The sequence below is a fragment of the Microbacterium sp. Root322 genome, from assembly GCF_001425645.1.
Classification (GTDB): domain Bacteria; phylum Actinomycetota; class Actinomycetes; order Actinomycetales; family Microbacteriaceae; genus Microbacterium; species Microbacterium maritypicum.
The window spans coordinates 378,929-405,603 of the sequence record NZ_LMCS01000001.1; the positions used below are offsets into that span (position 1 = coordinate 378,929).

Below are 26,675 nucleotides of genomic sequence, written 5' to 3' on the forward strand. Positions count from 1 at the left end.
GAAGCGATGAAGAGTCTCAGGCACGCCGTTACGCTCCTTGTCCCTGCCCTGTTCGCTTTCGGGGCGGCGCTCGCTCTCGTCGTGTTCGCCGTCGCCCGTCGGGTCGTCACTCCCATGCGTCGTGCCACCGACACCGAGATCCTCGCCGTCGACACCGGTGCGCAGACCATCGAGTTGCAGCGCACCCTCGACACCGAGCTCCCCGGAAGGTACGGCCTGTTCACGACCGGAACCTACGGCTATGTGAAGCTCGGTGCCGTGCTCAGCGCAGACGGCTCCACCGTGCGCCGCAAGCTCCTCACGCAGATCGAGCCCGGCGCCCGCGTCGATCGTGCCGCGGCCTTCAGCGGCTACTACTACTCATCCCCGAGCGAGCTCCACCTGCGCTGGGAGAACCTACTGATCGGCACTCCGGCCGGTCCGTGCCCTGCCTGGTACTTCCCGGCGTCGTCCTCGACCTGGGTGATCCAGGTCCACGGACGCGGGGCGACGCGCGCCGAGTGCCTGCGGGCCGTTCCGGTGCTCTCCGCCGCGGGCCTGCCCAACCTCGTCGTCTCCTACCGCAACGACGGCGAGGCCCCCCGCACCAGGGCGGGTGCCTACGCCCTTGGAGCCTCGGAATGGCGTGACGTGGACGCCGCGATCGCCTACGCACTCCGACACGGCGCCGAACAGGTCATCCTGATGGGGTGGTCGATGGGGGGAGCGGTCTCGCTGCAGGCTGCGGTGACGTCGGAGCACCGCGATCGCATCGCCGGGATCATCCTCGAATCTCCCGTCGTCGACTGGCGCACCGTGCTGCGATTCCAGGCGAAGATGGCCGGAGTTCGGGCACCGCTGCCCGAACTCGCCATGGGCGCGCTCCAGATGCCGCTCACCGCGCGCCTCAGCGGAGCCGACGAGCCGATCGCGTTCGATCGCCTGGACATGGTCGCCCGCGCCGACGAGCTGACAGCGCCCATCCTGATCCTGCACAGCGACGACGACGGCTTCGTCCCTGCCGACTCATCGCACGCGTTGCAGGAGGCGCGTCCGGATCTCGTGACGATGCCCAGATTCACGGTCGCGCGCCACACCAAGCTCTGGAACTACGACCAGACGGGCTGGACCACCGCGATCACCGACTGGCTCGAGGCCCAGGGCTTCAGCGCTTCTGCGTGACCTGGTTCTTCGCCCGCATCAGCATCCCGGTCATGCCTCCGATGCGCAGAGGCGACACCGCCTTGGTGAGCCCGATCGACTGCGGATAGTCGTTCGGGATCGCGAGCACCTCGTCGGCGGTCAGGCCGGTGAGGCCCTGTACCAGGATGCTCGCGAAACCGCGGGTGGTCGGAGCCTCGGGCGGCGCCGTGGCGTGCATGGTCACGATGTCGTCGTTCACCTCGACGTGGATGTACACCGGCGACTGGCACTCAGCGACGCGCTCATACATCTCCGGGTGGGCCGCGACCTCGTCGGACACGTCAGGGAGCTCGTCGGAGAACTCGAGCAGCAGGAGAAGACGATCGGACTCGGGGGTCTCCAGGAAACCGTCGCGGATCTCGGCGAGGGCGTCAGGAACGTCGCTTGTGGTCATCCCTGTCATTGTCACATGTTCAGAGCGTGCCGGGCTCTGAGCCGGTGACGATCGGCACACGCACCGCGCTGCCCCACTCGGTCCAGGACCCGTCGTAGTTGCGCACGTTCTCGAAGCCCAGAAGGTGGGTGAGCACGAACCAGGTGTGGCTCGAGCGCTCCCCGATGCGGCAGTAGGCGACGACATCGTCCCCGTCCTTCAGCCCGGCCCCGTCGCGGTAGATCGCGTCGAGCTCGGCACGGCTGCGGAAGCCGCCGTCCTCGGCGACCGCCTTGGCCCACGGCACGCTCTGCGCGGTGGGGATGTGGCCGGCACGCAGCGCGCCCTCGTCGGGGTACGCGGGCGCCGTGGTGCGCTCACCGGTGTACTCCTCGGGAGAGCGGACGTCGATCAGAGGGCTGCCGATATGGGCGAGAACGTCATCCTTGTACGCGCGGATGAGGGAGTCGTCGCGCTCGACGACCGGATACTCCGTGGCCGGACGGCTGGTCGCCTCACGCGTGAGCTCGCGCCCCTCCGCGATCCAGCGGTCGCGTCCGCCGTCGAGCAGACGCACGTCCTCGTGACCGAAGAGGGAGAAGACCCAGAGGGCGTAGGCGGCCCACCAGTTGTTCTTGTCGCCGTAGATGACGACCGTGTCCGAGCGATCGATGCCCTTGCGGCTCAGCAGCTCGGCGAAGCCCTCGCCGTCGACGTAGTCGCGCACCACGGGGTCGTTGAGCTCGGTGTGCCAGTCGACCTTCACCGCTCCCGGGATGTGGCCGGTCTCGTAGAGCAGGACGTCTTCATCGGACTCGACGACCACCAGACCCGGCGCTCCCAGCCGTTCCGCGAGCCACTGCGTGGTCACGAGGCGGCCCGGTTCGGCATACTCGGCGAACTTGGGGGATGAGGAATCGAACTCGATGGCCATGGGATCTCCGAAGCGTTGAGCGGACGAGGGGGCGGTGGCAGACGGCGTAGTGTTGATCCGTCCCTTCGACGATAGATCCCCGCCGAGCACCCTGCGCCCGATTCGTAAGACTTCGACACAGGTGAGCACCTGATTCAGGACTGTGATGACCGACCAGACCAGCCGCACGGGAATCGTGCACCTCACCGAGCGTCAGCCGACTGTCAGCGGACCCGAGATGCTGGCGAGCCTGGTGCCGCCGCCGCAGTTCGACTCCGCGACGTTCGACAGCTACCGCGCTGATCCGGCCTATCCCTCGCAGGAGGAGGCCAAGGAGACGCTGATGCGCTTCGCCGGGCGCGGCACGCCTGCGAAGCGCGGCGGTCTGTTCAGCCGCGCGAAGAAGGAGCCGGAGCTCAAGCCCGGCGTCTACCTGGACGGCGGGTTCGGCGTGGGCAAGACGCACCTTCTGGCGTCGATCTACCACGCGATGCCTGCGCGTCGGAAGTACTTCGGCTCGTTCATCGAGTACACCGCGCTCGTCGGCGCGCTCGGTTACAAGAACACCGTCGATCTGCTCAAAGGCGCCGACCTGCTGTGCATCGATGAGTTCGAGCTCGACGATCCGGGCGACACGATGGTGATGACCCGTCTGCTGGGGGAGCTCGTGCCGACCGGCACCCGGCTCGCCGCGACCTCGAACACCCCGCCGAACGCGCTCGGCGAGGGACGCTTCGCCGCACAGGATTTCCTGCGCGAGATCCACGCCATGTCGGACAGCTTCCAGACGCTGCGCATCGACGGCGTCGACTTCCGCCAGCGCGCCCTCGACGGGCACGCGGTCGTGCTCGACGACGCGGCGTACGCCGACGCGGTCGAGAAGGCGGGCGCCGCCGGTGCGACATCCGACGACCGGTTCGACGACCTGATCCGCCACCTCGCACAGGTGCATCCGTCGCGCTACATCAGACTCATCGACGGCGTCGCCGGTGTGGGTCTGCGCGGGGTGCGCCAGCTCACCGATCAGTCGGAGGCGCTGCGCTTCGTGGCGTTCGTCGACCGCGTGTACGACGCGCAGATCCCGATCCTCGCCACGGGGCTCGGGCTCGACTCCGTCTTCTCCGACGAGATGCTCGCCGGCGGGTACCGCAAGAAGTACCTGCGCGCCATCTCTCGACTCAACGCCCTCACACATTCTGCGTAAGCCCGCAGAATCGCGTAACGCGATGTTCACGGGCGGAGCCGCGCTGTAACCGCGGGGAAACAAACCTCACGCATTGACGAAACCGCAGGTCGTCACACTGAAGCTCTCAATTACTTCGGATGTGAGGTTTTCCTATGGATGCTCCCGGCAACATCTCGTGGGCGATCACCGCGACAGCGCTGGTTCTGCTCATGACGCCCGGCGTCGCCTTCTTCTATGGCGGTCTCGTCAAGGCGAAGAGCGTCGTCAGCATGATGATGATGAGCTTCGGCTCCATCGGACTCGTCGCCGTGCTGTGGATTCTCTTCGGCTTCTCGATGAGCGCCGTCGACAGCCCGACCGCTTTCGCGGGTAACCCCTTCGCCGACATCGGGCTCTCGAGCCTGGCTGAGGGTGAGGGCTCGAACGTCGCGCTCCTGGGAGTCGCCTACGGCGCCACCTTCGCCATCATCACTGTGGCGCTGATCTCCGGAGCGATCGCGGATCGTGCGAAGTTCGGCAGCTGGCTGATCTTCGCCGGCATCTTCGCGACCGTCGGCTACTTCCCGGTCGCCGCATGGGTCTGGGGCGGTGGCTGGATCATGAACCTCGGCACCACGCTGTTCGGCGAGGACAGCGGCATCGGTGTGATCGACTACGCCGGTGGTACCGCCGTGCACATCAACGCGGGCGCCGCGGCCCTCGCTCTCGCGCTGGTGCTCGGCAAGCGCATCGGCTTCCAGAAGGGCATCCTGAAGCCCCACAACGTGCCTCTGACGCTCCTCGGCGCCGCGCTGCTGTGGTTCGGCTGGTTCGGCTTCAACGCCGGCGCGGAGTGGCTCGCGGAGGACATGGGCGGGGTCGGCCTCATCGGTCTGAACACCCTGGGCGCGACCGCTGCCGCCATCCTCGGCTGGATCCTCGTCGAGAAGATCAAAGACGGCAAGCCCACCTCGGTCGGTGCCGCGTCCGGTGCGGTCGCCGGTCTGGTCGCGATCACCCCGGCGTGCGCCAACCTGACGCCGGGCTGGGCTCTGCTGCTGGGTGCACTCGCCGGAGTCGTGTGCGCACTCGCGATCGAACTGAAGTTCCGTCTCGGCTTCGACGACTCCCTCGACGTCGTCGGCATCCACCTCGTCGGTGGTCTCATCGGAACGGTGTACCTCGGCTTCTTCGCCACCGAGACCGGCCTCTTCGTCGGCGGCGACGCCCGCCAGCTCGCCGTGCAGCTGATCGCCGCGCTCGGAGTGCTGATCTACTCCTTCGTGGTCGCCTTCATCATCGGATTCGCGATCGAGAAGACGATCGGATTCCGTGTCACGAACGAGGACGAGATCGCCGGTGTCGACCAGGTCGTGCACGGCGAGGAGGGCTACGCACTCGCCGACGCGTGATCTGCGGTTAGGGTGACCGTGTGAGCAAGACCAACGGCATCCTGGCAGCACTCGCGGAGATTCTGCTCAAGGCAGTGGGCTCCGGCCGGGCGTCTCGGACAACAGATCCGAGACGCCCGGACGCGCGTCTGCGCACCCCGCAGGAGACCTCCGCCCCCGCCGGCACCGAGACCGCCCGCATCGATCCGGACCGGATCAGGGATCTGCGGGTCGCCTATGCGCCGCAGCGGGACGGTGCCCCGGATGCCGGCGAGATCGTCTGGACCTGGGTGCCCTACGAGGAGAACGACGGGCGCGGCAAAGACCGTCCCGTGCTCGTGATCGGCCGGCAGTCAGCGGATCGCGTGTACGCGGTGCGGATGACCAGCAAGCCGCACGACGGGGAGCAGGACTACCTCTCGATCGGGACCGGGGCCTGGGACTCTCAGGGTCGCGAGTCCTGGGTCGACATCGAGCAGCTGTACAGCGTCCACGAACGCGGACTGCGACGGGAAGCGGCGGTCCTCGATCGCGGCCGCTACGACCGCGTCGGAACGGCTCTCACGCGGCGCTACGGCTGGTCCGTCGCGGGCTGAGCATCGGGAAAGCCTGCAGCACCATATCGACGAGCTCGGCCAGTGGGCGTGTGAGCGGGTCGGTCGCGGGGAGCCCGGTGCGCAGCTCGATCTCGTCGATCGCGGTGGCCAGCTGCTCTGTCGAGAGGTTCTCGTGGTTGACGGTCACACCGATCACCGTCGTGTCGGCGAACGCCTCGATCAGGGCGATCTCGCTCGTCACGGTGGGCATCGCGACCATGGGGAAGTCGCCGAGGACCTTGCGTCCGGGGGCGTGCTGCACGATCACGCCTGCGGGCTGGCTGCCGCGGAGGATGTGCGCGGAGGTGATGTAGGCGGGATGGCTGAGTGCGCCTTGTCCTTCCACGATGATCACATCCGGGTTCTCGCCCTCGAACGCCGCGACGACCTGATTCTCCACCTCGCCGGAGCAGAACTGCGGAACGAGGGCGTCGAGGGCGACACCGTAGCGCCCGCCCTGGATGATCGTGGTCTGTCCGGTGCCGACCATCACAGCGTGCACGCCGCGCTCATTGAGCGCCCGCACGAGGATCGTCGCCGTGGTGCGCTTGCCGATCGCTCCGTCGGTGCCCAGGATCGTGATGCGCGGGCAGGTCACGTCGAAGATGCGACCGGAGAAGAGGTGGAGATCCTTCTTGTCCCGCGGGCGACGGATGTCGGTGATCGTGACCTGGGCGAGAAGCGCCGCGGCGACGAACTCGGCGTCGTCGGTGAGGAACTCGTGCAGGCCGTTGATGATGTGCATTCCGCGGGCGATGCCGTCCAAAAGCACGGTGCGCTGATCGGCTGAGAGCAAGCCGTCGGCGGGAGCGACGCCGCAGATCAGGTAATCGGGGACGTGCCCGGCGTGCGCGATCGCGGTGGGGAGGCCGTCGAGGATCGGGATGTCGTTCACCCGTCCGTCCAGAAGCATCCCGGCATCCGCGCCCGCGTGGGTGCTGTCGATGACGCTGAGGATCTCGTACTTCTCGGAGTGGCGGACCAGGCCGTTGGCGGTCTTGCCGTCCTGCTCGCCGAACTGGCCTTCGCAGTACACGATCGCGGTCGTCCCCGAGGGGAGGCTGATCGGGGCGGCCCAGGCGTGCGCGGGGTCGATGAAAGAGGGAACGGACGGGGTGGGCATGATGCTCCTCGGGCTCGCACAGAGGAGGCGACGGAGAACGAAATGACCGATGAGGCCCGTTGGTCGACGAGAAGTCTTCCCTGATGCCGGCAAGATACCGGCACCCTCACCGTAGCAGTGGTGTCTGGGACCGGGCCGCGAAGATCCGGGGCGATCGACCGCGGTGTCCCCCCCCCGGTGCTCGGTGGGCCGCCGGGAGGCGCGTGAGGAGCAATCCGATCCGCATCGGGCTTCGAACCAGTGGTGAGTCGCGCACCGCGGCGCCACACAAGGAGGAATCATGCGTTTCATCCCCACCAAGGTCCACGGAGTTCTCGACTACATCGTCGGCGTCGCCCTGATCGCCGCGCCCTGGCTGTTCGGCTTCGCCGGCATGGGGGGAGCAGCGGTGATCATCCCGATCGTCCTCGGCATCGGTCTCATCGTGTACAGCCTGTTCACGAAGTACGAATGGGGTCCCTTCGGATTCATCCCGATGCCCGTCCACTTGGTCTTCGACATCGTCGCCAGCCTCTTCCTCGCACTCTCGCCGTGGATCTTCGGATTCGCGGGTGAGACGCCGAACGTCTGGCTTCCGCACGTCGTGGTGGGCGCCGCGGTCATCGTCGTGGTGCTGTTCTCGCAGCCGCAGCCTGCGACCGCCCGGGGTCGGGCCGCCACAGCCTGATCCTTCCCGAGACGCGGTGCCGGGTGACTGGACTTCTCGAAGCAGTCGCCCGGCACCGTCATGTCACAGCTCGGGTGTCGCGGCGTCGATACCGCGCAATGCTCCGCTCAACCAGCGTCCGTACAGCGGCCATGGCTCGCCCTCTTCCTGGAGGGCGGCGACGTGCGCCCGCAGCTCGTCTGTCCAGGTGAACCACTCGCCGCCCTCACGGATCGCGGCGAATTCGCGATGTCGCTGCTGTTCGACGGCGCGACCGCCGCGCTCGAAGGCCAGGAGCTCGTCGTGCCTGATGCTGGCCAGCCGCTGTCGCGGACGCCGGCTCGTGCCGATCTTCACGCGACGGTCGAATCGGATGTAGTAGACGACGTCGACACGGGGGAGGGGGAGGTCGGGATCGGGGGCGTCGCCGACGCGCCATCCGCAGGAGACGCAGCACCACGCGCCCTCCGTGCGTACTCCCCGTGTGCCTCCACAGAGCGCGCAGGGGCCGGGGAGAAGCTGATTCGTCGACACAGTGGCAGGCTACGCGGCCCCTCGGACACACGACTCTTCTGCGCCGCGCGCAGCGCGTCTAGTGTCGAACCGGAGGCGAGGGAACGGTGATGAGGGCGACGCGTCGAGGGCTGAGGGCATCGGCCGCGTTGTGCGCCGCCGGGATCGCTCTCGTCGCATGCGCGCCGACACCACCTGCTCCGCCTTCGCCGACGCTGTCCGCGGGGTCCGTCAGCATCTCCCCGGAGCAGAGGGAGACGATCGTGCAGGGCCTGGGAGCCCCCTGGTCCATCGCGTTCTCCGAGAGCACCGCGTTGCTCAGTGAACGCGACACCGCCCGCATCGTCGAGGTCTCGGATGCGGGTGAGACACGCGAGGTGGGCGTGATCGAGGGCGTCGAGCCGCGCGGCGAAGGTGGGCTGCTCGGTATCGCCGTGCACGAGGGCGACCTGTACGCGTACTCGACGGCCGCCGATGAGAACAGGGTGCAACGATTCGCCCTGTCGGGCGCGCCGGGGTCGATGAAGATCGGTGAGCCCGAGACGATCCTCTCCGGCCTCCCCGCCGCCGGTAACCACAACGGCGGCCGCATCGCTTTCGGCCCCGACGGGATGCTCTACGTGACGGTCGGCGACGCCGGCGATCGTGAAGGCGCTCAGGATCTCGGATCTCTCGCGGGGAAGATCCTCCGCGTCACACCGGATGGGCGCGTGCCGGAGGACAACCCCTTCGAGGGCTCGCCCCTCTACAGCCTGGGCCACCGCAACCCGCAGGGGCTGGCGTGGGACGAAGACGGAACGCTCTACGCGAGCGAGTTCGGTCAGGACACCTGGGATGAACTCAACGTGATCGAACCGGGCGGCAACTACGGATGGCCGAGGGCGGAGGGCATCTCTGACCGTGCGGATTTCATCGATCCGGTGCAGCAGTGGGCTCCCGGCATCGCGAGTCCGAGTGGCATCGCGATCACCGCGGGGTCGATCTTCATCGCGAACCTCCGCGGAGAGCGGATCCGACAGGTGCCGCTCACCGACCTCCGTGCCTCCGGCGAGTTCCTCGTCGAGTCGCTCGGGAGGCTTCGGGACGTCGCGGTCGCACCGGACGGGGCGCTGTGGGTGCTGACGAACAACACCGACGGTCGGGGAGATCCGGACGAAGGCGACGACCGCGTCGTGCGTATCCCCGTCGGGTAGCGCGACGGCAGGTCGACCGGCGGACGCGCGTGAGGGAACCGGGAGGTCTGCGGCCCAGGCCTGTGGGGAAACGAAAAGAACCCCCGAGTGGATCGGAGGTTCTGTGGTGGGCGATACCGGACTCGAACCGATGACCTCTTCCGTGTGAAGGAAGCGCGCTACCAACTGCGCCAATCGCCCATACCCGCGGGGTACGTCAACCGATACTACCGGACGCTCAGAGGCCCTGTGGACCACTCGGCGAGACACGCGCGAGATTCGCTGCCGGTTTGGCGGAGTGCGGATCTTCGGCTAATGTTTCATGAGTGCCCGGGACAACCGGGAACGAAATGCGGATGTAGCGCAGTTGGTAGCGCACAACCTTGCCAAGGTTGGGGTCGCGAGTTCGAGTCTCGTCATCCGCTCGAGTGCAGGAGATCTTCTTCGGAAGATCTTCCGCACGTGGGGTCAATCCACACGGTGGCGTGGCCGAGCGGCTAGGCACCGGCCTGCAAAGCCGTTTACACGGGTTCGAATCCCGTCGCCACCTCACGGGAAAACTGAATAGCCCCAACGGGCGCGATTGGCGCAGCGGTAGCGCGCTTCCCTGACACGGAAGAGGTCACTGGTTCGATCCCAGTATCGCGCACAGACAGAAACCCCCGGTTCTCCGGGGGTTTTTTCGTGCCCGGAGTGCGACCGGGAGGATGCGATCCGTCTCGGCGGGGGTTACGGTGGGGCGATCCGCGAAGATGCGGACCCACGCCAAGGAGATCGATCATGGGATCGCTTCGATACTCGATCAACGTCACGCTCGACGGCTGCTGCGATCACGAGGCCGGCGCCGCGCCGGATGAGGAGTCGATGCAGTACTGGACCGCGGAGATGGAGCGCGCCGACGCCCTGCTCTTCGGCCGGGTGACCTACGAGATGATGGAATCCGCGTGGCGCAAGCCCGCGACGGGTGTGTGGCCGGACGGGATGAGCGCGTGGGAGATCCCCTTCGCCGAGGCCATCCACGGGGCGAAGAAGTACGTCGTGTCGAGCACGCTGAGCGAGGTCGACTGGAACGCGGAGCTTGTTCGCGGCGACCTCGAGCGTGCGGTTCGACGTCTCATCCTCGAGTCCCGCGGAACGGTGTGGGTGGGCGGCGTCACGCTTCCCGTGGCGTTGGCCGATCTGGGATTGATCGACGAGTACGAGTTCGTCGTTCAGCCGGTGCTCGCCGGACACGGGCCCGCGCTCCTCTCCGGTCTGCGCGAGCGCATCCCTCTCGAGCTCATCGGCCGCCAGGAGTTCCGTTCCGGCTCGTTCGCCCTGCGATATCGACCCGTGCGGGAGCAGGTGCGGTGACCGCTCGTGCGCCGCGGGTGGGTGTCCGACCGTGCCCGGCCGTCGCCGGGCACGGTCGGAGTCTCAGGCGAGGAGGGTCTCGCCGATGAATCCGCCCTCAGCGCACCCGGGTGGGATCGCGAAGACGGCCGACCCGATCGGAACCGTCCACTCGTTGAGCAGGTCGAGTTCATCGAGTCTGCGCTGCATCGGGACGAACTGCCGCTCGACATCGGCTTGGAACGAGACGAAGATCAGGCCGGATTCGGACACTTCGGTGCCGGCCGGTCGCTCGTCGTAGTTGTACGCGCGGCGGAAGATGTGTTCCTTCCCCTCGCCGCGGGCGCGTCTGATGTGTGCGAACGGCGCGATCACGGGGAAGCCGATCGCCGTCGTCGCCTCGAAATCGGGTTCGTCGAACTCCTCGGTCCCGGTCAGCGGGGCACCGTTGGCGAGCGTCCTCCCCACGGATGCGTCGCGTCCGCTGCGGTCCAGACGGTCCCACTTGTCGAGATCCATGCGGATGCGGCGGATCACCATCCCGGTGCCTCCGGCGAGCCATCCGTCTGCGCTCCACACGACCTCGTCGAACTGCTCCGTGCCCGGTTCCGGGTTGGTCGTGCCGTCCACCTGCCCGAAGAGGTTGCGCATCGTCGTGCCGGGGCGTTCCGTGCCATGGGCCCGGCGGAAGCCCTGCTGTGTCCATCGGATGCTCGCGAAGCCGCGGGCGTCCTTGAGGAGCATCCGCGTCGCGTGGGCGACGGTCAGCGGATCGTCTCCGGCGACCTGCACGAGAAGGTCGCCGTCCGAGAACTCGGGCCGCAGCTGATCCACCCTGAAAGCCGGAAGGGGAGCGAGCCAGGAGGGCCCCGCTCCGGCGGCTCGTGCGACGAGCCCTGGACCGAACCCGAAGGTGATCGTGAGCCGCGCCGGGGAGAGCGCGAGCTCCGGCTCGGAGTCGGCGAGGGCAGGCAGCCCCTGCGTCAGACGAGCCGCGTCATCCGTCAGGATGCGCATCAGGCGGGTGAGACCTTCTCGGTCGACATCCTCGCGGAGATCGAGGCCGAGGAAGATGCCGTGTGCCTGCGCTGCGGTATCGACACCGGCCTGGTGGACTCCGAAGAACGGCACTGTGAGCTCACCGTTCATCGGGGCGGAGACCGGTTTCGCTGCGCTCTCCTGGCGGTTCAGGGCGAGGTCCACTCCCACGGCCGCGACCGCGCCGACTCCGGCGACAGCGCCTCCGAGGAGGAACTGCCGCCGGGTCGACCCGGCGCGGCGGGAGCGGGCGCCCTCAAGGGGCGCCGACATCAGTGATCCATACCCTCGTGCTCTTCGCCGCCCTCGTAGTTCTCGTTCGCGCCGGAGTAGTCCTTGACGGGAGCGGTGAACTCATACGTGGAGTCGTCGGAGAACGTGAGAGTGAAGGTGACGTCACTGCCCGCGGTGAGAGGACCGGAGAGGCCCATCAGCATGATGTGGTTCGCTCCCGGCTCCAGGGCGAGCTTCCCGCCGGCGGGGATGACGAATCCGCCGTCCTTCTCGCGCATCACCATCTCGCCGGCCTCGTTCTCGACCGTCTCGTGCAGCTCGATCATGTCGGAGGCCTCGGACGTGACGGAGACGACCGTCACGTCGTCGTCACCGCTGTTGAGGAGGGTGCCGAAGGCGGCGGACATGCCCTCGTCCGCCGACTTCACCCAGGCATCCTCGATGGTGACGGTCTCGCCTCCCGGGCGGGAAGCGGACTCGGAGGTGCTGCTCTCCGGCGTGCAGCCGGTGAGCGCGAGCAGGGAGACCGCGATCACAGCGGCGAGGCGGGGGAGGTTCTTGGTGGTGTTCACAATGGTGCCTTTCACAGGTCATCTGCCGCGGATCCGCCGTCGTGCGGCGGAGCGGCTGCCGTCCGAGGACGACGAAGGAATCGAATGAGGACGAGGGCGAGGACGGCCACGGCCGCTCCGCCCGCGCCGATGAGCAGCACCCTGAGGGCGCTGCCCGAATCTGCTGCGGTCTGATCCGGCTGTTCTGCGGAGGCCGGAGGTGTCGCTGTCGAGCCGCCGGAGGTGGGGCTCTGCAGCGGTTCGGCGTCGCCGATCGTGAAGGGGATGACCCCGGCGATCGGATGACCGTCTTCCGACACGACCTGCCAGCGCACCTGGTAGCCGGCGGTCGGCATTCCCGGTTCGAGCGCGGCGGTGACCGTGCGCCCGGCGACTGTCGCATCGCCGGAGACCCAGTCCTTCCCCGACGCGTCCACGACCAGGACGACGGCCCCGGTCAGCGACTCATCGAGCACCAGGAGCTCGCCGGAGAACGTCATCGTGATGCTCTCCGGCGCTGCAGCCAACTGCTCATCGGCGGCAGGCGTGCTGGAGATCAGTTGGTCGTGGGCGGACGCGGGCGTGGCGATCGCGAGGGTCGCGACCGTCGCCAACGCCAACCCGGCCGCAATCCTGCGGACAGGGGACATGGGAATGGCCTCTCATCAGACGTCGCGTGCGCGACGTTCATGCAAGCGTTCAGAACCCGCGCGCATAGATGGCGCACGGCGGTGACGCACCACAGGACCGGTCGGGCCGGTACAGGGCGCGGATCAGATCGCAGCGAAGAGAGGCGGAGCGCGACCCCTGAGGGTGGCGAGGAGGACGAGGCCTACGGCCCGCTCGAGATCGAACCGACCACGCAAGCCGCCGGCGACCGGGGCGACCGGAAGCACGAGGACATGATCGACACGGCGACGCAGCCAGCGGACCACCTGCACGGCGAGATCGCGGAGGGCGAGGACCAGGCGCTCGCCCCGATGAAGCGCGGCCACCGTCAGAAGTGCGGCGATCGCGTGTCCCAGCCACATGGACGCATCGGCGGCGACGGCCTCGGGGACACCGGCCGTCGCCGGGATCACCAGGGGCGCCCCATGCACGTGCGGGGTGGCGACGCCGGACGGCGTGACGGTGCCGAGCACGAACAGCGTGTGGAACAGGAGCTGGCTGACCGCGACGGAGATGCTCAATCGGATCAGCGACAGAGAACGACCGGCGAGCAGCACGCAGATCATGAACGAGAACACCCACGGCACGGCGATGCCGAGCGCTCCGGGCATCTGCCCGCCGCCCGAGACGTGACCTGCGAGAGCGACGAAGATCGCCAGTGACGAAGCAGCGAAGCCGCGGACGACGGCTGGCTTCCTGGATTCGGTCACGGCTCCAGTCTGGCATGGACGGCGTCGGCGACTCGATTCGCCCACCCGATCGTGGGTGCCGCTCTCGTCAGTCGCGTCCTGTGCGCGGTGCGCGCTTGACCTGCTCGTAGGCGGCGAGCGCGATCTTCCGCGTCTCGGCCAGGTCCACGATCGGCTCGGTGGGGGCGTCGGCGGCCCAGCGCGAGATGTAGAGGCTCTGCGGGTCGAACTTCTTCGCCTGGAGTTCGGGGTTGAACACGCGGAAGTAGGGCGCCGCATCGGCTCCGGAGCCGGCGACCCACTGCCAGTTGAAGGGGTTGTTGGCCTCGTCGGCGTCGACGAGCGTGTCCCAGAACCACTCTTCTCCCAGGCGCCAGTCGATGAGCAGGTTCTTCACGAGGAAGGATGCCACGACCATCCGGACCCGGTTGTGCATGTAGCCCGTGCGCCAGAGCTCACGCATGCCGGCATCCACGAGGGGAACGCCCGTCTCTCCGTGCTGCCACGCGTCGAGGTGGGCGGGGTTCAACGGCGGCCAGGGGAAGGCGTCGAACTCCGGCCGCAGATTCTCGCTGGCGAGGTCGGGGGAGTGGTACAGCGTGTGCCAGGCGAACTCGCGCCAGCCCACCTCGGAGAGGAATCCACCGGCGCCGTCGACGCCGACCGCCTCGTGCCAGACGGTGAACGGGCTGATCTCTCCCCATCGGAGGTGGGGGGAGAGCAACGAGGTGGCCCCGGCTGACGGTTCGTCCCGTGCGCGGTCGTATGAGGGGAGGTCACGCTCGAGGAAATCCTTCAGCCGCTGTCGCGCGGCGGGTTCTCCCGGCTCCCACGTCTCGCGCAGCCCCTCGGCCCAGTCCGGGGTCGTGGGCAGGAGATTCCAGTCGTCGAGCGTGTCCGATGGCGGCATGTGCGTCGGGCCGGGGACCGACCGAGGCTCCGGCAGAGGGGAACGCGGCGCCGGCAGCGCGAGGCAGGCCCGCCAGAAGGGCGTGAACACCGAGTAGTGCGTGCCGCTTCCGGTTCTGACCGTCCAGGGCTCGTGGAGAAGCGAGCCGGCGAAGGAGGCGACCTCGAGTCCATCGGCCCGGAGCGAGCTTTTCAGCGCCGAGTCGACTTCGCGCCCGGGACCCCCGTACCGGCGGTTCCAGAACACGGCGCCCGCTCCGACTTCGGTCACCATTTCGCGGACGATGCGCTCTGCAGGGCCGCGACGCAGCACGAGGGCACCACCACGGTCGCGGAGACGCTCGTCGAGAGACGCCAGCGAGTGGTGCAGCCACCAGCGGGCTGCGCCACCGATGGCACGGATGCCCGGCGACTCCTCGTCGAACACGTACAGGGCGATGACCGGTTCTCCTCGGTCGATCGCTGCCCGCAGCGCGGGGTTGTCTGCGAGTCGGAGGTCATCGCGGAACCACACGATCGAGGGAGACGTCATGGGACCATTCTCCTGGAACGCGTGGTCATGGTTCGTCGCTCAGCCGCGACGGCGGTTGCGACGACGAGGGGCCTCGCCGCTCGTCGACCACAGCGCCCACAGTACGAGGAGCGGCTGCAGGAACAGCCTGCCGAAACGCCGGGCATCCGTGTCGAGTCCCGGCGTCGAGCGCCGGGTCTGCCACTGGTGGATGTTCCCCGGCATCACGGCGACAAAGAAGGCCGCGGTCGCCCAGCCGATGCGGCGGCGCTCCTTCGGCAGCGCGAGCAGTCCGGCGGCGAGCGCGACTTCGGCGGCACCGGATGCGATCACGATCGTGTCCTTGTCGAGCCTGGTGAGGCGCGTGGCCCAGTCCGGCACCACCACACGGAATCCCCGTGTGCTCAGGAAGTGGCCGACCCCGATCGCGCCGAGCGCGAGCGCCAGTATCCATCGTGCGACTGCTCTGTCCATCCGTTCACGCTACGTGATGTTCGACTGCTCGCCGCTCCCGCCGCCTCAATGCGCTGTGACACGTCACTGCGGGGCGGACATCCGCGTGCGCTCCCAGGAGCGGAACTCGTCGACGATCCTCGGCGTGTGCGTGTGATGGAGGTAGTGCTCCCCGTCGAGCGGCACGACCGTGCCGTCAGCGACCGCCTCGGCCTGCTCCTCGTGCAACCGCACCCACGTGGGGACGGACGGATTGTCGGCGACGACGAACAGCAGCAGGGGGAGGTCCTCGGGAAAGCTCGTGCCGAGTGCATCCTCGAAGTTCGCCGGAAGCAGAGACATCGCATTCAGGTAGGTGGGGCTCAACGTGTTCCGGTCGGTGAGCAGGGCGATCTGCTCCCGTGCCTTCGCGGAGTAGACGGATTCGTCGTAGCCCGTGCCACGGAAGGACGCGATGAGTCGGACCAGTCCGAGGGTCTTCGCGGCACCGAACAGTCCGACCGGCAGCTCGGTGTCCGAGCCGGGTTGGCCGGGCACGCTGCTGTCGATGCCCACGAACGCCCTGACCTCATCGGGATAGCGGTTCGCGAACTGGATGCCGTAGATGCCGGCGATGGAGTGTCCCATCAGGACGTAGTCGTCGACGCCGAGCTCCTGCAGGGCGGCGTGCGTCTCCGTCACGATGTTGTCGGTGGTGCGGGCGCGGTCCGTGCCGTCGCTCAGCCCGTAGCCGAACGGCTCCACCACGATGACGCGATGATCCCGCGCCAGCTCGGCGACGAGCGGCTCGAAGTCGAGCACGGGCGATGCGGTACCGAACCCCGGCAGGAGCACGATGTCCTCTGAACCCTCGCCGGTGATCATGACGTTCATGTCGTGCCCGTCCACGGTGACCTTCTGGCCGTAGGGCTCGATGCGATCCTGTTCGATCGTGGTGGCCACCGCATTGCCGACGGTGGTGGCCGTCAGACCGAGCGCGATCACCGCGACGACGGATGTGAGCGCGACGAGCACTCTCTTGACAGGCTTCTTCATGCCGACCCCTCTCGGCGCACGCCCTGTGCGCCCTCGTTCCAGCGTGCCGTCCGGCATCCGCCGTCGCGTCGCCCTGCCGCGGACACTCGTGTACTGCGAGCGCAGTACACGCAGCTCATCCCGTCGGGGGATCCCCGTGCCGGCGTCGCGGGGAATACTGGTGTGATGTCGGCACCCCGTCCTCCGCGAATCCCGGCGCCGGTCGGCGACGTGATCGCCGTGGTCGTGGTGGTCCTGTTCGCCGTGTCACCCTTCCCGGACGACGCTTTCCGTGCGAGCGGCTGGATGCTCGTCACAGCCCTCGTCCCCGCGGCCGCGATGCCCTTCCGTCGACGGCTTCCACTTGTCGTGCTCACCCTCAGCCTGCTGTGCGCGACGGTCCTGGCGCTCACGGGCGTCATGTCGCCGAGCGCGCTCATCGCCACGGCGATCAGCGCCTACGCCCTCGTGGACCGCCGTGGACGACTCGTCGGGATCATCGCGGTGAGCGCGGCGACGGTGCTCGTCTTCTTCGTCAGCGCGATCCCGCTCGGCGGGGACCTCCTCGATGCCCGCGCGCTGCAGTTCGTCTTCATCATCGCCCTCGCCGGGGCGCTGGGAGACGCGGCCAGGTCGCGACGCGAGTTCGTGCGCGCCATGACGGAACGAGCGGAACGCGCCGAGCAGGGGCGAGATACGGAAGCACGGCGTCGGGTCGCGGAGGAACGGGTGCGCATCGCCAGGGACCTCCACGACGTCGTCGCACATCAGATCTCGGTCATCAGTCTCAATGCGGGCGTCGCGTCGTCCGCGTTGGAGGTCCGTCCGGAGCGTGCGCGCGAGGCACTGACGACCATCCGACGTTCCTCCCGTACCGTGCTCGCCGACATCGGCGGACTGATGGCGCTGCTGCGCTCCGACGATCCGGACGACGTGCGCGACCTGCGCCCGCAGGTCGGCCTGGACGGTCTCGATGGGCTGGTCAGGCAGTTTCGCGAGGCGGGGCTCGACGTCGATCTGGACGACGATCTCGACCGGCCCGCCCTGTCGCCGGCCAGCGATCACGTCGCCTACCTCGTGGTTCTCGAAGGTCTGACGAATGCGCACAAGCATGGAGCGGACGGCTCGGCGCGCGTTCGTCTCCAGGCGGAGGACGATGCGCTCCGCCTCGTCGTCGTCAATCAGACGGCTGCGCAACCGGGCTCCGTGTCGGATGCCGGTGGCCACGGGCTGCGCGGGCTGCGCGAGCGGGTCGTCGCCGTCCGCGGAGACGTGCAGGCCGGCACCGCCGACGGCGCGTTCCGCCTGGAGGTTCGGATCCCGCTCGATGGAGGCGCACGATGATCCGGGTGCTCGTCGTCGATGACCAGCCGCTGGTGCGGCAGGCCGTCAGCGACATCCTCGCCGACGGCGGCATCGAGGTGGTCGGCGAGGCGGCGAACGGGCGGGAGGCGGTCTCCGCGGTGAGCCGATGGATGCCGGACGTCGTGGTGATGGACATCAGGATGCCGGAGCTCGACGGCATCGCCGCCACTGCGCAGATCATGAGCGCGCCGCTGACCACGACGCCGCGCGTGCTCATCCTGACGACCTTCGAGGAGGACGACTACGTCGTGGCCGCCCTCCGTGCCGGCGCCAGCGGGTTCATCGGCAAAGGTGCGGAGCCGGAGGACATCGTCGGTGCCGTGCGAGTGGTGCATCGCGGAGAGGCGCTCCTGTCATCGGCGGCGACGCGGTCGCTGATCGAACGCTCGGTGCTGCCACAGCATCCACGCGCCGAGGCCTGGAGCAGCGAGCCGTTGCGCCAGCTCACGGAACGCGAACGGGAAGTGCTGCTCCTCGTGGCGGGTGGGGCTTCGAATCAGGACATCGCGGACGACCTCGTGATCTCACCGCACACGGCGAAGACCCATGTGAATCGCATCATGTCGAAGCTGCACGCGCGCGATCGGGCGCAGCTCGTGATCGACGCCTACGAGTCGGGGATCGTGATCGCGTCGGGCGGAGCCGACCGTCGCGGCTGAACCCGCCGGAGCGCCACATCCGCGCCGGTGATCTTCACGCGGGTGGCGGTCAGGAGGGCCCAGCCGGGCGAGTAACCTGGTACCGACCCAGATGGAGAGTTTCTGTGCCTGAAAACGCCCGGCCGAATGACGGCTTCGCCCTGTTCACTGACCGAAACGTCGTCGCGATGCGCGTCAACGGCGATCTCAAGGATCTTGCCACGACCGTGACCGACACCGACGTGGTCGAGCCGGTCACGATCGACAGCGCGGACGGGTTGAACATTCTCCGTCACTCCGCTGCCCACGTGCTGGCTCAGGCCGTGCAGCGCATCAATCCGCAGGCGAACCTCGGCATCGGTCCGCCCATCACCGACGGGTTCTACTACGACTTCGGCGTCGACACCCCGTTCACGCCCGAGGACATCAAGGCCATCAGCAAGGAGATGCAGCGCATCATCCGCGAGGGCCAGCGCTTCGTCCGCCGTGTCGTCACCGACGAGGAAGCTCGCGCCGAGCTCGCGAACGAGCCGTTCAAGCTCGAGCTCATCGGGCTCAAGGGCGCCCAGGAGGCGGCCGAGGGCGCGTCCGTCGAGGTCGGCGAGGGTGAGCTGACGATCTACGACAACACCACCCGCGACGGCGAGGTCGTCTGGAAGGACCTCTGCCGCGGTCCGCACCTGCCGAACACGCGCATGATCGGCAACGGCTGGGACCTCACCCGCATCGCCGCCGCGTACTGGCGCGGCAGTGAGAAGAACCCGCAGCTGCAGCGCATCTACGGCACGGCCTGGCCGACCAAGGAAGAGCTGCGCGCCTATCAGGAGCGCATCGCCGAGGCGGAGCGCCGAGACCACCGCAAGCTCGGTGCCGAGATGGACCTGTTCTCCTTCCCGGACGAGATCGGCTCCGGACTCGCGGTGTTCCATCCCAAGGGCGGCATCATCCGCTACGAGATCGAGGAGAACCTGCGCAAGCACCTGCTGCGCAACGGGTACGACCTCGTGAACAGCCCGCACATCACGAAGAAGGACCTCTTCATGACGTCGGGTCACCTGCAGACCTATGCGGACGGCATGTTCCCGCCGATGCACCTCGACGAGGTCGTCGATGAGGAGGGCAACGTCACCCGGCAGGGGCAGGACTACTACCTGAAGCCGATGAACTGCCCGTTCCACAACCTCATCTTCCGTTCGCGCGGGCGCTCCTACCGCGAGCTGCCGCTGCGACTGGCCGAGTTCGGCACGGTCTACCGCTACGAGAAGAGCGGCACGCTGTCCGGCCTGACCCGCGTGCGCGGCCTGACGCAGGACGACGCGCACATCTACGTCGCTCAGGACCAGGTCAAGGAAGAGCTCACCACCAACCTGAACCTCGTCCTCGACCTGCTCCGCGACTACGGACTCAACGACTTCTACCTCGAGCTGTCGACGAACGAAGAGGGCAACCCGAAGTTCCTCGGCGAGCCGGAACAGTGGTCGACGGCGATCGACACGCTGCGTGAGGTCGCGATCGAGTCCGGGCTCGAACTGGTCGCCGACCCCGGCGGAGCGGCCTTCTACGGTCCCAAGATCTCCGTGCAGGCGCGTGACGCGATCGGCCGCACCTGGCAGATGTCGACCATCCAGCTCGACTTCAACCAGCCGGACCGGTTCGAACTGGAGTACACCGGTCCCGACGGCCAGAAGCACCGGCCGGTCATGATCCACCGTGCACTCCTCGGCTCCGTCGAGCGGTTCTTCGCGATCCTCCTCGAGCACTACGCCGGCGACTTCCCTCTGTGGCTCGCACCCAGCCAGGTTGTGGGTGTTCCGGTCGCTGAGCAGTACGGCGACTATCTGGACGACGTCATCGCGCAGCTGCGGGCGGCGGGGGTCCGGGCCGATGTCGACCACTCGGACGACCGCATGCAGAAGAAGATCCGCACCCACACGACCGCGAAGGTCCCCGTCATCCTCATCGTCGGGGAGCAGGACCGTGCCGCTGGCACCGTGTCGTTCCGCTTCCGCGACGGCACGCAGGAGAACGGCGTCCCGGTCGAGGACGCGGTGCGTCGTATCGGCGCCGCCATCGCGTCCCACGCGCTCGTGCTGAAGGCAGGGGATCTGGCGTGACCGACGGGGCGCAGCCGCTGGAGGATGCCGGAGTGCTCGCAGGAGTCCCGGACGAGTTCCAGCGGCTGTGGACCCCGCACCGGATGGCGTACATCCAGGCAGGGCCCGAGCCGCTTCGCGAGGAGTGCCCGTTCTGCGAGGCGCCGAAGTTCCCGGATGCCGAGCGGCTGGTCGTCGCCCGGGGAGAGACGGCCTACGTGCTGCTGAACCTCTTCCCCTACAACTCGGGACATCTGCTCGTCTGCCCCTACCGCCACATCGCCACGTACGACCAGGCGACGGCTGAGGAGGTCGCCGAGATCGGCGCGCTGACGCAGACGGCCATGCGGGTGCTGCGTGAGGTGTCACGCTGTGACGGCTTCAACCTCGGGATGAACCAGGGGGCGGTGGCCGGAGCGGGCGTCGACGCCCATCTGCACCAGCACGTGGTGCCGCGCTGGACGTCGGATGCGAACTTCTTCCCGATCATCGCGAAGACCAAGGCGCTTCCGCAGCTCCTCGGCGAGGTGCGCGAGGCCGTCGCGGCGGCCTGGCCGGAATCCGGCAGCTGAGACCGACAGCCTCGCTCGCCCGCTCGACAGACCGGGGTGGTCGAGCGAGCGGTGAGCGAGACGACGGGGCTCAGCGCACCTGACGTGCCGTGAACTGCATCCGCGGGTGGGCGTAGAAATCCTGGGCCTCGACGAGCTGCAGTTCGCGCTCACCGGATTCGAGCGTCGCCTTGAGCAGGTCGTACACACTGGACGCCGTGCGCTCGAGGGCGATCTTCGCGCTTCCGGTTTCGACGTAGTGCGCGGTGAACAACGCTGCGGTCACATCGCCGGAGCCGTTCGCCTTCATCGGCAGGTGCGGGGTCTGCACGACCCACGCGCCCTCGTCGTCGGCGGCGAGCATCTCGATCGTGCCCTCTTCGCGGTCGGGGCGTTCGACACTGGTCACGAGCACGGTGCGCGGACCCATGGCGCGTGCGAGATCGACAGAGGCGAGGGTGGACTCCAGCGTGTCCGGCTCGGTGTCGGTGAGGAAGCCGAGTTCGAACTGGTTCGGTGTGATGATGTCGGCCACCGGGACGACGCGCTCCCGCAGCAGCACCGGGATGGCGGGTGCGACGAAGCAGCCGGACTTCGCGTTGCCCATGACGGGATCGCACGCGTAGACGGTGTTCGGGTTCGCGGCCTTGACCCGTGCGACGGCGTCGATGATCACGTCGCCGATGCCCTCACCACCCTGGTAACCGCTGAGGACGGCGTCGATCCGGTCGAACACGCCGCGCTCCTCGATTCCCGTGATGACCTCGCGCACGTCGTCGGGCGCGATCAGCGGTCCGCGCCAGGCGCCGTAGCCGGTGTGGTTGGAGAAGGTCACGGTGTAGACCGGGAGCACCTCGACGCCGATGCGCTGCAGGGGGAACACGGCAGCGGAGTTGCCGACGTGCCCGTAGGCCACGGCTGACTGGATGGAGAGGATCTTCATTCTCCGACTCTTTCGTTCAGGGCGGGTCGATGCCCGCTGTGGATGGTCATCGCCCCGCGGCGACGAGATCTGCGACCAGGGACTCGGCCTCGTCGTCGGAGAGGTCGTGCACGGTCAGGCGCAGGTGGTGCGAGGGCTCCGCCTTTTCGTCGAGGGCGAAGTCGTCTCCGGTGCGGGCGAGCCACCCGCGCCGCATGAGCCGGTCGGCGACGGAGCGTGCAGGCTGGCCGAACCGCACCCACAGGCTCAACCCGTCGGATGCCGTGGCCTCGATGCCGTTCGCGCGCAGCCGGGCGGCGAAGGCGGCGTTCCGCTGCGCGTAGTGCGCCGCGGCAGAGGCGACTTCTGCCCGCACCGTCTCGTCGGTGAGCTGGGTGAGGGCGAGACGCTGCAGGAGGTGGCTGACCCAGGTGGTGCCGGGGCTCAGCCGCATCGCGAGGCGCTCGGCGGTCTCGGCGTCGGTCGCCGCGATGGCCAGGCACATATCGGGTCCCAGGAACTTCGAGACGGAGCGCACGAGGGCGAACCGGCGGTGGTCCGGCCCGATGAGCGACTCGTACGGCCGTTGCGAGAGCATCGAGAAGTGATCGTCCTCGATGATCAGCACGTAGGGGTGGTCGGCGAGCATATCGCGCAGTTCAGCGGCCCGGGATGCGGTGAGGCTCGCTCCGGTCGGATTCTGGGCCCGTGGCGTGCAGATGATGGCGCGGACTCCGGCCGTCAGCGCGGAACGTAGGCCGTCGACCGTCATGCCCTCGGCATCGACGGGCACGGGAACCGCGCGGTACCCGCCGAGTCGTACCGTGTGGATGCTCGCTAGGAAGCAGGGGTCTTCCAGTGCGACGGCGTCATCGCGCATCAGGGCCTGCGCCAGCAGGCGCTCGACGGCGTCGACCGCGCCGCTCGTGATCGTGATCCGGAAGTCGTGTTCTGCGAGATCGTCGGTGATCCACCGGGTCGACCACTGCTCGAGGCCTTCGTCGATCACGGGCTCGCCGTAGAGCACCGGACGCGATGCGATGGTCATCAGCGCGGGCGCCGGGTCGGGGATGAGCCGCGGATCCGGGTTCCCCGTGCCGATGTCGCGGAGCACCGTGTCGGAGGCGTACCCCTCTTGCGCCACCGCTTCGAGGCCGGCGACGACGGTGCCCGCTCGGCCGCGAGAGATCACCAGGCCCGCCTGGGCGAGCTGTCGATAGGCCGCGACGGCGGTGTTCCGGTTCACACCCAGCGTGGCCGCGAGCTCCCGCACCGGGGGGAGCACCGCACCGGCGTGGAGGATTCCGCGATCGCGCAGGGAACGCACGCTGTCGGCGATGTCCGATGCGGTGGTGCCTGTGATCTGGTCGCTCATGGTCCTCCTCAGCGATTCTAGGTCGAATCGGACAGTGCTATGTTTGACCTAGATCAAAACCGACTTCGGTGCATCCGACAGGAGTTCCCCATGGCAGAGCAGACAACCACCGGATCCTCGCGCGTCAAGCGCGGACTCGCCGAGATGCTCAAGGGCGGCGTCATCATGGACGTCGTCACGGCAGAGCAGGCGAAGATCGCCGAAGACGCCGGCGCCGTCGCCGTCATGGCGCTCGAGCGCGTGCCGGCCGACATCCGTGCGCAGGGCGGCGTCTCGCGCATGAGCGATCCCGACATGATCGACAGCATCATCGACGCGGTGTCGATCCCCGTCATGGCCAAGGCCCGCATCGGGCACTTCGTCGAAGCGCAGGTCCTGCAGGAGCTCGGCGTCGACTACATCGACGAGTCCGAGGTGCTCTCGCCCGCCGACTACGTGAACCACATCGACAAGTACGGCTTCACTGTGCCGTTCGTGTGCGGTGCGACCAACCTCGGCGAGGCGCTGCGTCGCATCAATGAGGGCGCGGCCATGATCCGCTCCAAGGGCGAGGCCGGTACCGGTGACGTCTCGGAGGCGATGAAGCACATCCGCAAGATCCGCGGCGAGATCGCCGCGCTCACCGCGCTGCCCAAGGACGAGCTGTTCGTCGCGGCCAAGGAGCTGCAGGCACCCTACGACCTCGTGGCCGAGATCGCCGAGACCGGAAAGCTCCCCGTCGTGCTGTTCGTGGCCGGCGGAGTCGCGACCCCTGCGGATGCGGCGATGATGATGCAGCTCGGCGCCGACGGCGTGTTCGTCGGATCCGGGATCTTCAAGTCGGGCAATCCCGCCGAGCGCGCGAAGGCGATCGTCAAGGCGACGACCTTCTTCGACGACGCCAAGGTCATCGCCGAGGTTTCGCGGGGTCTCGGCGAGGCCATGGTCGGCATCAACGTCAGCGACCTCCCGGCACCGCACCGCCTCGCCGAGCGTGGCTGGTAGCACTCGGGTCGGTGTCCTCGCGCTGCAGGGCGACGTGCGCGAGCACGCCGCCCTGCTCACGGGCCTCGGCGCCGATGTGGTTCTGGTGCGTCGTCCCGACGAGCTCTCGTCGGTGGGCGGCCTCGTGATCCCAGGCGGAGAGTCGAGCGTGATCGATAAGCTCTCCCGCATCTTCGGGATGCAGCAGCCGATCCGCGACGCGATCGCGGCAGGGATGCCGGTGCTCGGCACCTGTGCGGGACTGATCATGCTCGCCGATGACATCGTCGACGCGATCGACGGGCAGGAATCGTTCGGGGGGCTCGACGTCGTCGTCCGCCGCAATGCCTTCGGACGTCAGGTGGAGTCCTTCGAGGCCGAGCTCGACGTCCCCGCTCTCGGTACGGAGCCGGTCTCTGCGGCGTTCATCCGCGGCCCCGTGGTCGAGTCGGTCGGTCCGCGTGCCCAGGTGCTGGCGGCGTTGCCGGACGGTCGCGTCGTCGCGGTGGAGCAGGGAGAACTGCTCGGGCTGAGCTTCCACCCCGAGATCACGGGGGAGAAGCGCTTCCATGAGCGCTTCCTCGCGCGGGTCGAAGCGCGCCGACGCGCGATGGTGACGCCGCGCGTCTGATCAGAGCAGCGTGGCGAGCCAGCGCAGCGCCGGAACCGCCTGCGCGCGCTGGAAGGCGCGAAGGCCAGGGAGCTGCGGAATCTCCGGTTGTGCCTGCTGGTACCAGAGGAACGACGCGAACGCGGAGATCACGGGGAGCAACTCGATCTGCGACGGCGCATCGTGGTCTTCGAACACAGCCCACGCCTCTTCGCAGGTCGGCCCACCCGACGCCTCGATGCTCGGCAGCAGACAGGGCAGGTCGACCCACTCAGCACCCCGGCGCGCATGCGGCCAGTCGAGCAGGTGCGCTCGTGCGCCGCTGATGAGGATGTTGTCTGCGCGCACGTCGTCATGAACGATGACGTCGCCGTGCAGTGCGTCGCTGAGGTCCTCCTCGATCCGCAGGAGCTGCGGCATCCGCGCTGGCAGATCGTGGGGCAGAGCATCGAGGAGACGGGGATCCGCGGCGATCTCCGCCCACCGGGTGAAGCCGGGGATCATGCGGTCTTCCGCTCGCGGCATCTCCGACGGCGCGGCGGTGGTCGAGAGCGCTCGCAGGGCCTGAGCCACGGCGTGCAGATCTTCGACCGTCCACGGTCGACCGGGGTGGTGTCCGTCGACCGCCTCGATGACGAGTGCGGCACCCGCGGCGTCGTCGAAGGCGGCGAGGAGGCGCGGAGCGACCGAAGAGGGCAGGTCGACGAGCGTGCGCATCTCCTCGCGGAGGAAGTGCAGTGAGTCCGCATGCCAGTCGGCACCGCAGGCCTTGACGAAGGCATGACCTGCCGTGGTCGTCACGACGCCCGCATAGGAGGCGCTGAAGCCGCCGTGTGCGGGCCGGTCGGTCACGAAGTCGCCCCCGATCGCCCCGACGATCTGTACGCGTACCGACGGAGGAAGCGCCGTCCAGGCGGGCCGGAGGCGATCAGCTCCGGTGTTCATCGTGCGGTGCCCTCCATGTCGGGATTGACCCGGCGGTGGGAGAGCAGCCAGTCGTAGAACTCGGGGTTCGCGTACGTCTCGGTCCAGGAATCGTGACCGACGCCCGCATATCGCGTGAACCGCACGTCGGCGTCGAGCGACTGGAGCTCGGTCACGATCTGCTCCGTGGCGGAGATCGGCACGACATCGTCGGCGTCGCCGTGGAACGCCCAGACGGGCAGGCTGCGCACAGGCGCGGCGCTCTGCATCCACAGTCCGCCGCAGATCGGTGCGATCGCGGCGAACCGCTCCGGATAGCGCACCGCCAGACTCCAGGTTCCGAACCCGCCCATGCTGAGTCCGGTCACCGATATGCGCGCCGGGTCGATGCGGTGCGCCGCGACGACCTCGTCGAGAAGTGCGGACAGCGTCGAGACCTCGGCGACCCACTGACTCGACTCCGCGCACTGGGGTGTGACGAGGACGAAGGGGAACTCGCGGCCGGCATCCGCCAGCATCGGCGGGCCGTGCACGGCGGCGAGGTCGATGTCGGAACCTCGTTCTCCGGCACCGTGCAGGAACAGCACGAGGGGCCAGAGCTTCTCCCGATCGGCGTCGTAGTCGTCCGGCAGATGGACCAGGTAGCGCAAGGCGTCGGCCGGTGTCGGCTCGCCGTCGCGCACGTGCGAGGAGAGCCGTGCAGGAGCGATGTGTCGTGATCTGCGCATTCCTCCATCCTGCGCCACCCGCGCCGTTCGAT

At 68.2% G+C, this 26,675-nt stretch carries 28 protein-coding genes and 4 tRNA genes; 16 read left to right on the plus strand and 16 right to left on the minus strand.

What is annotated here, in order from left to right:
• Window positions 1–6 precede the first annotated feature (6 nt).
• Window positions 7–1,161, plus strand: coding sequence for an alpha/beta hydrolase family protein (locus tag ASC55_RS01805; protein ID WP_055867953.1), 1,155 nt, complete (start codon window positions 7–9; stop codon window positions 1,159–1,161).
• On the opposite strand, the gene ASC55_RS01810 is transcribed toward ASC55_RS01805, so the two are convergent.
• Together ASC55_RS01810 and ASC55_RS01815 are read right to left on the minus strand one after the other, a co-directional pair.
• On the minus strand, window positions 1,145–1,576 hold the full coding sequence (locus ASC55_RS01810; RefSeq protein ID WP_055867962.1) for a SufE family protein: 432 nt from the start codon (window positions 1,574–1,576) through the stop codon (window positions 1,145–1,147). The two genes, ASC55_RS01805 and ASC55_RS01810, sit on opposite strands and share 17 nt — an antisense overlap.
• 19 nt (window positions 1,577–1,595) lie before the next feature.
• Window positions 1,596–2,489, minus strand: a complete 894-nt coding sequence (locus ASC55_RS01815) for a sulfurtransferase (protein WP_055867964.1) — start codon at window positions 2,487–2,489, stop codon at window positions 1,596–1,598.
• Window positions 2,490–2,634: 145 nt separating this feature from the next.
• Here ASC55_RS01815 and zapE point away from each other — a divergent pair, with 145 nt between their 5' ends.
• The 3 genes from zapE to ASC55_RS01830 all read left to right on the plus strand — a co-directional run bounded on the left by zapE (window position 2,635) and on the right by ASC55_RS01830 (window position 5,620).
• Window positions 2,635–3,672, plus strand: coding sequence for a cell division protein ZapE (zapE, locus tag ASC55_RS01820; RefSeq protein WP_055872456.1), 1,038 nt, complete (start codon window positions 2,635–2,637; stop codon window positions 3,670–3,672).
• Between the two features lie 134 nt (window positions 3,673–3,806).
• Entirely contained in the window at window positions 3,807–5,045 is a 1,239-nt protein-coding gene (locus ASC55_RS01825; protein WP_055867970.1) for an ammonium transporter, read from the plus strand.
• A 20-nt stretch (window positions 5,046–5,065) separates the two neighbouring features.
• Window positions 5,066–5,620 carry a type II toxin-antitoxin system PemK/MazF family toxin gene (locus ASC55_RS01830; protein WP_200935126.1) on the plus strand — a complete coding sequence of 185 codons (555 nt, stop codon included), beginning with the start codon at window positions 5,066–5,068 and terminating at the stop codon, window positions 5,618–5,620.
• On the opposite strand, the gene ASC55_RS01835 is transcribed toward ASC55_RS01830, so the two are convergent.
• Entirely contained in the window at window positions 5,586–6,743 is a 1,158-nt protein-coding gene (locus ASC55_RS01835; RefSeq protein WP_200935127.1) for a DUF1611 domain-containing protein, read from the minus strand. The genes ASC55_RS01830 and ASC55_RS01835 overlap by 35 nt on opposite strands.
• Before the next feature lie 280 nt (window positions 6,744–7,023).
• On the opposite strand from ASC55_RS01835, the gene ASC55_RS01840 reads away from it, so the two are divergent.
• A complete protein-coding gene (locus ASC55_RS01840) occupies window positions 7,024–7,410 on the plus strand; it encodes an SPW repeat domain-containing protein (protein WP_055872457.1) in 387 nt (128 codons plus the stop codon).
• Window positions 7,411–7,473: 63 nt separating this feature from the next.
• Here ASC55_RS01840 and ASC55_RS01845 read toward each other — a convergent pair whose 3' ends face one another.
• Entirely contained in the window at window positions 7,474–7,923 is a 450-nt protein-coding gene (locus tag ASC55_RS01845) for a GIY-YIG nuclease family protein (protein ID WP_055872458.1), read from the minus strand.
• Between the two features lie 89 nt (window positions 7,924–8,012).
• Here ASC55_RS01845 and ASC55_RS01850 point away from each other — a divergent pair, with 89 nt between their 5' ends.
• Window positions 8,013–9,095, plus strand: coding sequence for a PQQ-dependent sugar dehydrogenase (locus ASC55_RS01850; RefSeq protein WP_055872459.1), 1,083 nt, complete (start codon window positions 8,013–8,015; stop codon window positions 9,093–9,095).
• 104 nt (window positions 9,096–9,199) lie between these two features.
• Here the strand turns inward: ASC55_RS01850 and ASC55_RS01855 are convergent.
• Window positions 9,200–9,275, minus strand: a tRNA-Val gene (locus ASC55_RS01855).
• A gap of 151 nt (window positions 9,276–9,426) precedes the next feature.
• Here ASC55_RS01855 and ASC55_RS01860 point away from each other — a divergent pair.
• From ASC55_RS01860 to ASC55_RS01875, 4 genes are all read left to right on the plus strand, one after another.
• Window positions 9,427–9,499: transfer RNA gene (locus ASC55_RS01860), tRNA-Gly, on the plus strand.
• 54 nt (window positions 9,500–9,553) lie between these two features.
• A tRNA-Cys gene (locus tag ASC55_RS01865) sits at window positions 9,554–9,624 on the plus strand.
• 27 nt (window positions 9,625–9,651) lie between these two features.
• Window positions 9,652–9,723 (plus strand) — tRNA-Val (locus ASC55_RS01870).
• A gap of 131 nt (window positions 9,724–9,854) precedes the next feature.
• Window positions 9,855–10,427, plus strand: coding sequence for a dihydrofolate reductase family protein (locus ASC55_RS01875; RefSeq protein ID WP_055872460.1), 573 nt, complete (start codon window positions 9,855–9,857; stop codon window positions 10,425–10,427).
• 63 nt (window positions 10,428–10,490) lie between these two features.
• On the opposite strand, the gene ASC55_RS01880 is transcribed toward ASC55_RS01875, so the two are convergent.
• The 7 genes from ASC55_RS01880 to ASC55_RS01910 all read right to left on the minus strand — a co-directional run bounded on the left by ASC55_RS01880 (window position 10,491) and on the right by ASC55_RS01910 (window position 16,495).
• A complete protein-coding gene (locus ASC55_RS01880) occupies window positions 10,491–11,717 on the minus strand; it encodes a Dyp-type peroxidase (protein ID WP_055872461.1) in 1,227 nt (408 codons plus the stop codon).
• On the minus strand, window positions 11,717–12,250 hold the full coding sequence (locus ASC55_RS01885; RefSeq protein ID WP_055872462.1) for a copper chaperone PCu(A)C: 534 nt from the start codon (window positions 12,248–12,250) through the stop codon (window positions 11,717–11,719). The genes ASC55_RS01880 and ASC55_RS01885 overlap by 1 nt, the downstream gene beginning before the upstream one ends.
• An 11-nt stretch (window positions 12,251–12,261) precedes the next feature.
• Entirely contained in the window at window positions 12,262–12,879 is a 618-nt protein-coding gene (locus ASC55_RS01890) for a copper resistance CopC family protein (RefSeq protein ID WP_055872463.1), read from the minus strand.
• 123 nt (window positions 12,880–13,002) lie between these two features.
• The gene (locus ASC55_RS01895; protein ID WP_055872464.1) at window positions 13,003–13,608 is read right to left on the minus strand and encodes a hypothetical protein; all 606 of its coding nucleotides are present in this window, start codon (window positions 13,606–13,608) and stop codon (window positions 13,003–13,005) included.
• 67 nt (window positions 13,609–13,675) lie between these two features.
• Entirely contained in the window at window positions 13,676–15,028 is a 1,353-nt protein-coding gene (locus ASC55_RS01900) for a cryptochrome/photolyase family protein (RefSeq protein WP_055872465.1), read from the minus strand.
• Between the two features lie 39 nt (window positions 15,029–15,067).
• On the minus strand, window positions 15,068–15,481 hold the full coding sequence (locus ASC55_RS01905; RefSeq protein ID WP_055872466.1) for a DoxX family protein: 414 nt from the start codon (window positions 15,479–15,481) through the stop codon (window positions 15,068–15,070).
• 63 nt (window positions 15,482–15,544) lie between these two features.
• Window positions 15,545–16,495 (minus strand): alpha/beta fold hydrolase, encoded by a 951-nt coding sequence (locus tag ASC55_RS01910; RefSeq protein WP_055872467.1) that lies wholly within the window; start codon window positions 16,493–16,495, stop codon window positions 15,545–15,547.
• A gap of 165 nt (window positions 16,496–16,660) precedes the next feature.
• Between ASC55_RS01910 and ASC55_RS01915 the strand changes: the two genes are divergently transcribed.
• The 4 genes from ASC55_RS01915 (at window position 16,661) to ASC55_RS01930 (ending at window position 21,142) form a co-directional block, all read left to right on the plus strand.
• Window positions 16,661–17,818: a sensor histidine kinase gene (locus ASC55_RS01915; protein WP_055872468.1), complete on the plus strand. Its 1,158-nt coding sequence runs from the start codon at window positions 16,661–16,663 to the stop codon at window positions 17,816–17,818.
• On the plus strand, window positions 17,815–18,498 hold the full coding sequence (locus tag ASC55_RS01920) for a response regulator (protein WP_055872469.1): 684 nt from the start codon (window positions 17,815–17,817) through the stop codon (window positions 18,496–18,498). The genes ASC55_RS01915 and ASC55_RS01920 overlap by 4 nt, the downstream gene beginning before the upstream one ends.
• A 167-nt stretch (window positions 18,499–18,665) precedes the next feature.
• On the plus strand, window positions 18,666–20,591 hold the full coding sequence (gene thrS, locus ASC55_RS01925; RefSeq protein WP_235563090.1) for a threonine--tRNA ligase: 1,926 nt from the start codon (window positions 18,666–18,668) through the stop codon (window positions 20,589–20,591).
• Window positions 20,588–21,142, plus strand: a complete 555-nt coding sequence (locus ASC55_RS01930; protein WP_055872471.1) for an HIT family protein — start codon at window positions 20,588–20,590, stop codon at window positions 21,140–21,142. Before thrS ends, ASC55_RS01930 begins: the two co-directional genes overlap by 4 nt.
• 70 nt (window positions 21,143–21,212) lie before the next feature.
• Here ASC55_RS01930 and pdxY read toward each other — a convergent pair whose 3' ends face one another.
• Window positions 21,213–22,064, minus strand: a complete 852-nt coding sequence (gene pdxY / locus ASC55_RS01935; RefSeq protein ID WP_055872472.1) for a pyridoxal kinase PdxY — start codon at window positions 22,062–22,064, stop codon at window positions 21,213–21,215.
• A gap of 46 nt (window positions 22,065–22,110) precedes the next feature.
• Window positions 22,111–23,418, minus strand: coding sequence for an aminotransferase class I/II-fold pyridoxal phosphate-dependent enzyme (locus ASC55_RS01940; RefSeq protein WP_055872473.1), 1,308 nt, complete (start codon window positions 23,416–23,418; stop codon window positions 22,111–22,113).
• A 90-nt stretch (window positions 23,419–23,508) separates the two neighbouring features.
• Here ASC55_RS01940 and pdxS point away from each other — a divergent pair, with 90 nt between their 5' ends.
• Window positions 23,509–24,402 carry a pyridoxal 5'-phosphate synthase lyase subunit PdxS gene (pdxS, locus tag ASC55_RS01945; protein ID WP_055872474.1) on the plus strand — a complete coding sequence of 298 codons (894 nt, stop codon included), beginning with the start codon at window positions 23,509–23,511 and terminating at the stop codon, window positions 24,400–24,402.
• Window positions 24,392–25,012 carry a pyridoxal 5'-phosphate synthase glutaminase subunit PdxT gene (gene pdxT / locus ASC55_RS01950; protein ID WP_055872475.1) on the plus strand — a complete coding sequence of 207 codons (621 nt, stop codon included), beginning with the start codon at window positions 24,392–24,394 and terminating at the stop codon, window positions 25,010–25,012. Before pdxS ends, pdxT begins: the two co-directional genes overlap by 11 nt.
• Here pdxT and ASC55_RS01955 read toward each other — a convergent pair whose 3' ends face one another.
• Entirely contained in the window at window positions 25,013–25,936 is a 924-nt protein-coding gene (locus ASC55_RS01955; RefSeq protein WP_055872476.1) for a phosphotransferase, read from the minus strand. It lies immediately after the preceding gene.
• On the minus strand, window positions 25,933–26,643 hold the full coding sequence (locus tag ASC55_RS01960; protein ID WP_055872477.1) for a dienelactone hydrolase family protein: 711 nt from the start codon (window positions 26,641–26,643) through the stop codon (window positions 25,933–25,935). Before ASC55_RS01960 ends, ASC55_RS01955 begins: the two co-directional genes overlap by 4 nt.
• Window positions 26,644–26,675: the final 32 nt, after the last annotated feature.

Excerpts from the sequence above, each read along its gene's own strand:
- zapE (WP_055872456.1), top strand. The coding sequence starts at position 2,635 with ATGACCGACCAGACCAGCCGCACGGGAATCGTGCACCTCACCGAGCGT.
- ASC55_RS01890 (WP_055872463.1), bottom strand. The coding sequence starts at position 12,879 with ATGTCCCCTGTCCGCAGGATTGCGGCCGGGTTGGCGTTGGCGACGGTC.
- ASC55_RS01815 (WP_055867964.1), bottom strand. The coding sequence starts at position 2,489 with ATGGCCATCGAGTTCGATTCCTCATCCCCCAAGTTCGCCGAGTATGCC.
- ASC55_RS01905 (WP_055872466.1), bottom strand. The coding sequence starts at position 15,481 with ATGGACAGAGCAGTCGCACGATGGATACTGGCGCTCGCGCTCGGCGCG.
- ASC55_RS01825 (WP_055867970.1), top strand. The coding sequence starts at position 3,807 with ATGGATGCTCCCGGCAACATCTCGTGGGCGATCACCGCGACAGCGCTG.
- ASC55_RS01805 (WP_055867953.1), top strand. The coding sequence starts at position 7 with ATGAAGAGTCTCAGGCACGCCGTTACGCTCCTTGTCCCTGCCCTGTTC.
- ASC55_RS01960 (WP_055872477.1), bottom strand. The coding sequence starts at position 26,643 with ATGCGCAGATCACGACACATCGCTCCTGCACGGCTCTCCTCGCACGTG.
- ASC55_RS01835 (WP_200935127.1), bottom strand. The coding sequence starts at position 6,743 with ATGCCCACCCCGTCCGTTCCCTCTTTCATCGACCCCGCGCACGCCTGG.
- ASC55_RS01915 (WP_055872468.1), top strand. The coding sequence starts at position 16,661 with ATGTCGGCACCCCGTCCTCCGCGAATCCCGGCGCCGGTCGGCGACGTG.
- thrS (WP_235563090.1), top strand. The coding sequence starts at position 18,666 with ATGCGCGTCAACGGCGATCTCAAGGATCTTGCCACGACCGTGACCGAC.
- ASC55_RS01910 (WP_055872467.1), bottom strand. The coding sequence starts at position 16,495 with ATGAAGAAGCCTGTCAAGAGAGTGCTCGTCGCGCTCACATCCGTCGTC.
- ASC55_RS01810 (WP_055867962.1), bottom strand. The coding sequence starts at position 1,576 with ATGACCACAAGCGACGTTCCTGACGCCCTCGCCGAGATCCGCGACGGT.
- ASC55_RS01880 (WP_055872461.1), bottom strand. The coding sequence starts at position 11,717 with ATGTCGGCGCCCCTTGAGGGCGCCCGCTCCCGCCGCGCCGGGTCGACC.
- ASC55_RS01875 (WP_055872460.1), top strand. The coding sequence starts at position 9,855 with ATGGGATCGCTTCGATACTCGATCAACGTCACGCTCGACGGCTGCTGC.
- ASC55_RS01850 (WP_055872459.1), top strand. The coding sequence starts at position 8,013 with ATGAGGGCGACGCGTCGAGGGCTGAGGGCATCGGCCGCGTTGTGCGCC.
- ASC55_RS01920 (WP_055872469.1), top strand. The coding sequence starts at position 17,815 with ATGATCCGGGTGCTCGTCGTCGATGACCAGCCGCTGGTGCGGCAGGCC.
- ASC55_RS01900 (WP_055872465.1), bottom strand. The coding sequence starts at position 15,028 with ATGACGTCTCCCTCGATCGTGTGGTTCCGCGATGACCTCCGACTCGCA.
- pdxY (WP_055872472.1), bottom strand. The coding sequence starts at position 22,064 with ATGAAGATCCTCTCCATCCAGTCAGCCGTGGCCTACGGGCACGTCGGC.
- ASC55_RS01940 (WP_055872473.1), bottom strand. The coding sequence starts at position 23,418 with ATGAGCGACCAGATCACAGGCACCACCGCATCGGACATCGCCGACAGC.
- ASC55_RS01955 (WP_055872476.1), bottom strand. The coding sequence starts at position 25,936 with ATGAACACCGGAGCTGATCGCCTCCGGCCCGCCTGGACGGCGCTTCCT.
- pdxS (WP_055872474.1), top strand. The coding sequence starts at position 23,509 with ATGGCAGAGCAGACAACCACCGGATCCTCGCGCGTCAAGCGCGGACTC.
- ASC55_RS01840 (WP_055872457.1), top strand. The coding sequence starts at position 7,024 with ATGCGTTTCATCCCCACCAAGGTCCACGGAGTTCTCGACTACATCGTC.